This window comes from Mesorhizobium sp. M7A.F.Ca.US.014.04.1.1, assembly GCF_003998745.1.
GTDB lineage: Bacteria > Pseudomonadota > Alphaproteobacteria > Rhizobiales > Rhizobiaceae > Mesorhizobium > Mesorhizobium ciceri.
Map to the genome: position 1 here is coordinate 1 of NZ_RZRW01000414.1, position 5181 is coordinate 5181.

A 5181-nucleotide genomic window follows, 5' to 3' on the forward strand; every position below is an offset into this window, starting at 1 on the left:
TGATCCGCGATGCCGAGCCGAACCGCAACTTGACCAATGTCGACAAGGTCTGGCTGCAGACCTGGTTCCAGAGCCATGCCGACCTGATCACCAGGGACGGCAATTTCCCTTTCCTCAACGCCGCCAAGCGCGAGATCGCCCAGCTCGGCCACCTGAAGATCGAGGATGTCTTCCCGCAGCAGCGCTTCCTGGTGATCCGCGCCAAGCCTGACCATCCTGACGCCTGGCTGACCAACCGGCTGATCTCGGATTTCGTGCCGTCGGACTTCGTCTCGCGCTACATCTTCAACAAGGACGGCTTCTACAAGGACTATGGCGGCTTCAGCGACGCCTGGCGATCGCATGTTGTGGACGTTCTCAAAACCACATATTTGAAGGACAAGGTGGCGTTTCGCACGCGCCTCTACGGCCTGACTGACTAGAACGAAATGAACCGTTATTTCGTTCTAACTTCTTGTTTTGGCGCATAATGTTATCCAAAAAGTCTGCAACTTTTTGGCATCATGCTTGAGGGGGTGACACAGCCATGCTCGATCCGATCGTGAACTTCTTCACCCGCATTTTCCAGTGGATCGGCCGCGGTATCGGGCTTTTGATCGGCGTCATCCTGTGGCCGTTCCTGTGGGCCGGACGCTGGTACACGCAACGCGGCTGGATCCTCAAGGCGGCGGTCGGCCTTGCTCTGCTGGTGCTGATCGGCCTCTATGCCAATTTCTTCTACGCCACCCAGTGGTGGAACAATTTCAACCCGAACTATCCAGACACCTACACGTTCGAGAAGCGCAATGTCTCCGCTGGCGAACAGGTCTCCGCCGGCGCCGGCACCGACACGGCCAAGACCTGCGGCAACTCCGGCATTGCCCAGATCGCCGCCGACCTGACCGACTTCAACGTCAACCAGAATGCCTGGATCTCGTCGATGATCCTCTACAAGCTCGGCCTGTTCGGCATCGACTGGGACAACACGCCGTGGATGGACAACAAGGCCTCCTTCCAGCGCGGCATCAACCAGGCGGTGCGGCGCACGGCGACCGAACTCGCCGACAATCTCGGCCGCGTCCGCACCACCTCGCAGATCGACAGCGATCTGCAGAATGCCCGCGGCAACCTGCAGTTCGACGAGGAGACCTGGTATTTCGGCCTGAACCCGTTCGGTCCCAAGACACCGACGCCGAGCTACTATCGCGACGCCGTGCGCATGCTGCGTTCCTTCAACGCTCGCCTTGCCACCTGCCAGGCGACATTCGACGCCCGCGCCGACAATCTGAAACAGTATATCGACCGCATCTCGTCCGACATCGGCTCGACCTCGGCGATCCTCAAGGAACGCGCCGAGAACCACAACAATGGCTGGTTCGACTTCCGCGCCGACGACCGCTACTGGTTCGCCTATGGCCAGCTCTATGGCTATTACGGCCTGATGAAGGGCGCCCAGGCCGACTTCGAGGACGTCATCAAGGAAAAGCATCTGCAGAACCTCTGGGACACGATGGACTCGCAGTTCGTTTCGGCACTGAAGATCCAGCCTTTCATCATCGCCAATGGCCGCGAGGATGGCTGGCTGTTGCCGACGCATCTGACGACGATGGGCTTCTATGTGCTCAGGGTGCGCTCCAACATGGTCGAAATCAGCAACGTTCTGACGCAGTAGCGCTGTTCCATTAGGGACCAGGCGATGGTGAATTTGCGCCGTCGCCTCTGTCGCATTCCGTGCATTGTGCGGCTGTTTTGAGACGGCGGAACGACGCGTCCTCTGGCTTCTATACGGCGCGGCAACGGAGCCAGGAAGAACCGACGACAGGTCGGCCGGTCCGCAGAAGAATTTTCTCAAGAGGAAACATAGTTGCATACAAGTTGACGCCGCGGCAGCGACAGGGTTAGAACATGCCCGCGCCCGGTTCCAACCTGCTTGCCAGTAAGACCAAACCCGTCCCCTCCACCGTCCAATCCAGAGGAAAGCCGTCATGGCCGAAGTGAAGTCCGACATCGAGATCGCGCGCGGCGCCAGGAAAAAGCAGATCCAGGAGATCGGCCAGAAGATCGGCATCCCGACCGAACACCTGCTGCCCTACGGCCACGACAAGGCCAAGATATCAGCCGAATTCATCAAATCGGTGAAGGGCAACAAGGACGGCAAGCTGATCCTCGTAACCGCCATCAACCCGACGCCGGCCGGCGAAGGCAAGACCACGACCACGGTTGGTCTCGGCGACGGCCTGAACCGCATCGGCAAGAAGGCGATCGTCTGCATCCGCGAGGCTTCGCTCGGCCCGAACTTCGGCGTCAAGGGCGGTGCCGCCGGCGGCGGCTATGCGCAGGTCGTGCCGATGGAGGACATGAACCTCCACTTCACCGGCGACTTCCACGCCATCACCACCGCACACAACCTGCTTTCGGCGCTGATCGACAACCACATCTACTGGGGCAATGAGCTCGGCATCGACACCCGCCGGGTCGTCTGGCGCCGCGTCATGGACATGAACGACCGCGCGCTGCGCGAGATCATCTGCTCGCTCGGCGGCGTCGCCAACGGCTTCCCGCGCGAGGGCGGTTTCGACATCACCGTCGCCTCGGAAGTGATGGCGATCCTCTGCCTGTCGACCGACCTGAAGGACCTGGAAAAGCGCCTCGGCGACATCATCGTCGCCTATCGCCGCGACAAGTCAGCCGTCTATGCCCGCGACCTCAAGGCCGACGGCGCCATGGCTGTGCTGCTGAAGGATGCCATGCAGCCGAACCTGGTGCAGACGCTGGAGAACAACCCGGCCTTCGTGCATGGCGGGCCGTTCGCCAACATCGCGCATGGCTGCAACTCGGTCGTCGCCACCACGACGGCGCTCAAGCTCGCCGACTATGTCGTCACCGAAGCCGGCTTCGGCGCCGATTTGGGTGCTGAAAAGTTCTTCGACATCAAGTGCCGCAAGGCGGGCCTGAAGCCGGCAGCGGCGGTCATCGTCGCCACCGTGCGCGCCATGAAGATGAATGGCGGCGTCAAGAAGGAAGACCTCGGCAAGGAAAACGTCGAAGCGGTGAAGAAGGGCTGCGCCAATCTTGGCCGCCACATCGAGAACATCAGGCAGTTCGGCGTGCCGGCGGTGGTTGCCATCAACCATTTCTATTCCGACACCGACGCCGAGATCCAGGCGATGAAGGACTATGTCGCCTCGATGGGCGAAGAAGCGATCCTGTGCAAGCACTGGGCACACGGCTCGGCCGGGATCGAGGATCTCGCCAACAAGGTGGTGGCACTGGCCGAATCCGGCGCCTCGCAGTTCGCGCCGCTCTATCCCGATGCCATGCCGCTGTTCGAGAAGATCAACACCATCGTCCAGCGCATCTATCGCGGCTCGGAAGCGATCGCCGACAAGTCGGTGCGCGACCAGCTCAAGGCGTGGGAAGACGCCGGCTACGGCCATTTGCCGGTGTGCATGGCCAAGACCCAGTATTCCTTCTCGACCGACCCGAACCTGCGCGGCGCGCCGACCGGCCACACCGTGCCGGTGCGCGAGGTCAGGCTTTCGGCCGGTGCCGGCTTCGTCGTCATCATCTGCGGCGAGGTCATGACCATGCCGGGCCTGCCGAGGGCGCCGTCCTCGGAAAAGATCTTCCTCAATGAGGCCGGCAATATCGAAGGCCTGTTCTAAAATCCTTCAATTCAAACAGAAAGGGCGCCGCAGCGATGCGGCGCCCTTTCTGTTTGTTCGGATAGCCCTAAGCAGCGCTGCGCGACAGCGCCCGCTGGTTGGAGCCGAAGATCGTGTCGCGCTCCGGCAGCGCGCCGGTCTGCAGGCACTCCACCCATTCGGCGGTCTTGAGCACGGCGGCGAAGCGCGACTGCAGGATGATCGTGACCACGCGATGGATCTCCTCGGCCGAGGCGTAGCCGGCGCTGTTGGCGTAAGGCACCGAGCCGGTCGCATCCGACAGGAACTCGACGGCAAAGCCCATATGCACGGCGTGGATAATGGTCGACAGGTCACAATTATGCGTCATGTAGCCGACCACCGTAATCGTATCGATGGCATTGGCGCGCAGCCAGTCTTCCAGATCAGTGCCGGTGAAGGCGGAGGGCAGGTTCTTTTCGACATAATGGTCGCGCTTGCGCCTGGCGATTTCGGGATGCAGTTCGCCGCCGTGACTGCCCTTGGCAAAGATCGGCGAGGTCTCGGGCGCCATCTGCTTGACGACCACCACCTTGATACCGGCAGCAGTCGCTGCATCCATGGCGCGTGCCACATTGACGACGCTGTCGCGGAACGGCGGATGCTGGATGGCGAGATTGCCGCCGTCGTAATCGTTCTGCACATCGACGACGATCAGCGCCCGGCGCGGCGTGGTGTTGGCTGGGTCAGACATGGTGTTTCCTTTCCGGCTTGAATTCGATGGATGGAAGATAGGCGGGCTGCCAGACAGCCGAAAGTGACCCGATTGACATCATTCGAAAGAATTGGGACAATCCGCATTCAACCGCTGGAAGCACCCATGAACGACCCGATCATTGCCGTCCTCGCCTTCGACGGCATCAGCCCGTTCCATCTTTCCGTACCGTGCCTGGTCTTCGGCGAGGACAGGACGGCGCTTGGCCTGCCGCGCTTCGACTTCCGCATCTGCGCGGTCAAGGCCGGGCCGATCCATACCGAAGCCGGGCTGACAATTGCCGCGCCGCATGGGCTCGAAGGGCTCGACGGCGCCGATATCGTCATCATCCCGAGCTGGCATCATCTGAGCGAACCGGTATCGCCGCTGCTGATGGAAGCGCTGCGCCATGCGCACCAACGCGGCGCCTTGATTGTCGGCCTGTGCCTCGGCACCTTCGCCATTGCAGCGGCCGGGCTGCTTTCGGGCCGACGTGCCGCGACGCACTGGGCCTATTGCGAACAATTGCAAACACTCCATCCCGACATCGCTGTCGATGCCGCGGTGCTCTACGTCGACAATGGCGATGTCGTGACCTCGGCCGGCGTCGCCGCCGGCCTCGACTGCTGTCTCCACATCGTGCGCGCCCGCTATGGCGCGGAAGCAGCACTGCGGCTTGCTCGCCAGATCGTGCTTTCCCCGCATCGCCAGGGCGGCCAGGCGCAATTCATCGAGCATCCGGTGGCAAGAAGCGCGGACGCCGACCGCTTCACCCAGGCCCTCGACGCGGTTCGCGCGACGCTTGGCGAAGCGCACAGCCTGGAC

The 5181-nt window shown here is 61.9% G+C and carries 5 protein-coding genes; 4 read left to right on the forward strand and 1 reads right to left on the reverse strand.

The features are described from left to right. The 3 genes from EOA22_RS23685 to EOA22_RS23695 form a co-directional block, all read left to right on the forward strand. Window positions 1-422, forward strand: a 422-nt coding sequence (locus EOA22_RS23685; protein WP_348629500.1) for a DUF6638 family protein, incomplete at its 5' end; no start/stop codon positions are given. 104 nt (window positions 423-526) lie between these two features. After that, on the forward strand, window positions 527-1651 hold the full coding sequence (locus EOA22_RS23690; protein WP_013529949.1) for a DUF2333 family protein: 1125 nt from the start codon (window positions 527-529) through the stop codon (window positions 1649-1651). A gap of 313 nt (window positions 1652-1964) precedes the next feature. Next, entirely contained in the window at window positions 1965-3644 is a 1680-nt protein-coding gene (locus EOA22_RS23695) for a formate--tetrahydrofolate ligase (RefSeq protein WP_013529948.1), read from the forward strand. Window positions 3645-3711: 67 nt separating this feature from the next. On the opposite strand, the gene EOA22_RS23700 is transcribed toward EOA22_RS23695, so the two are convergent. Then, on the reverse strand, window positions 3712-4356 hold the full coding sequence (locus tag EOA22_RS23700) for a cysteine hydrolase family protein (RefSeq protein ID WP_013529947.1): 645 nt from the start codon (window positions 4354-4356) through the stop codon (window positions 3712-3714). A gap of 126 nt (window positions 4357-4482) precedes the next feature. Between EOA22_RS23700 and EOA22_RS23705 the strand changes: the two genes are divergently transcribed. Then, window positions 4483-5181, forward strand: a 699-nt coding sequence (locus tag EOA22_RS23705; protein ID WP_127390252.1) for a DJ-1/PfpI family protein, incomplete at its 3' end; no start/stop codon positions are given.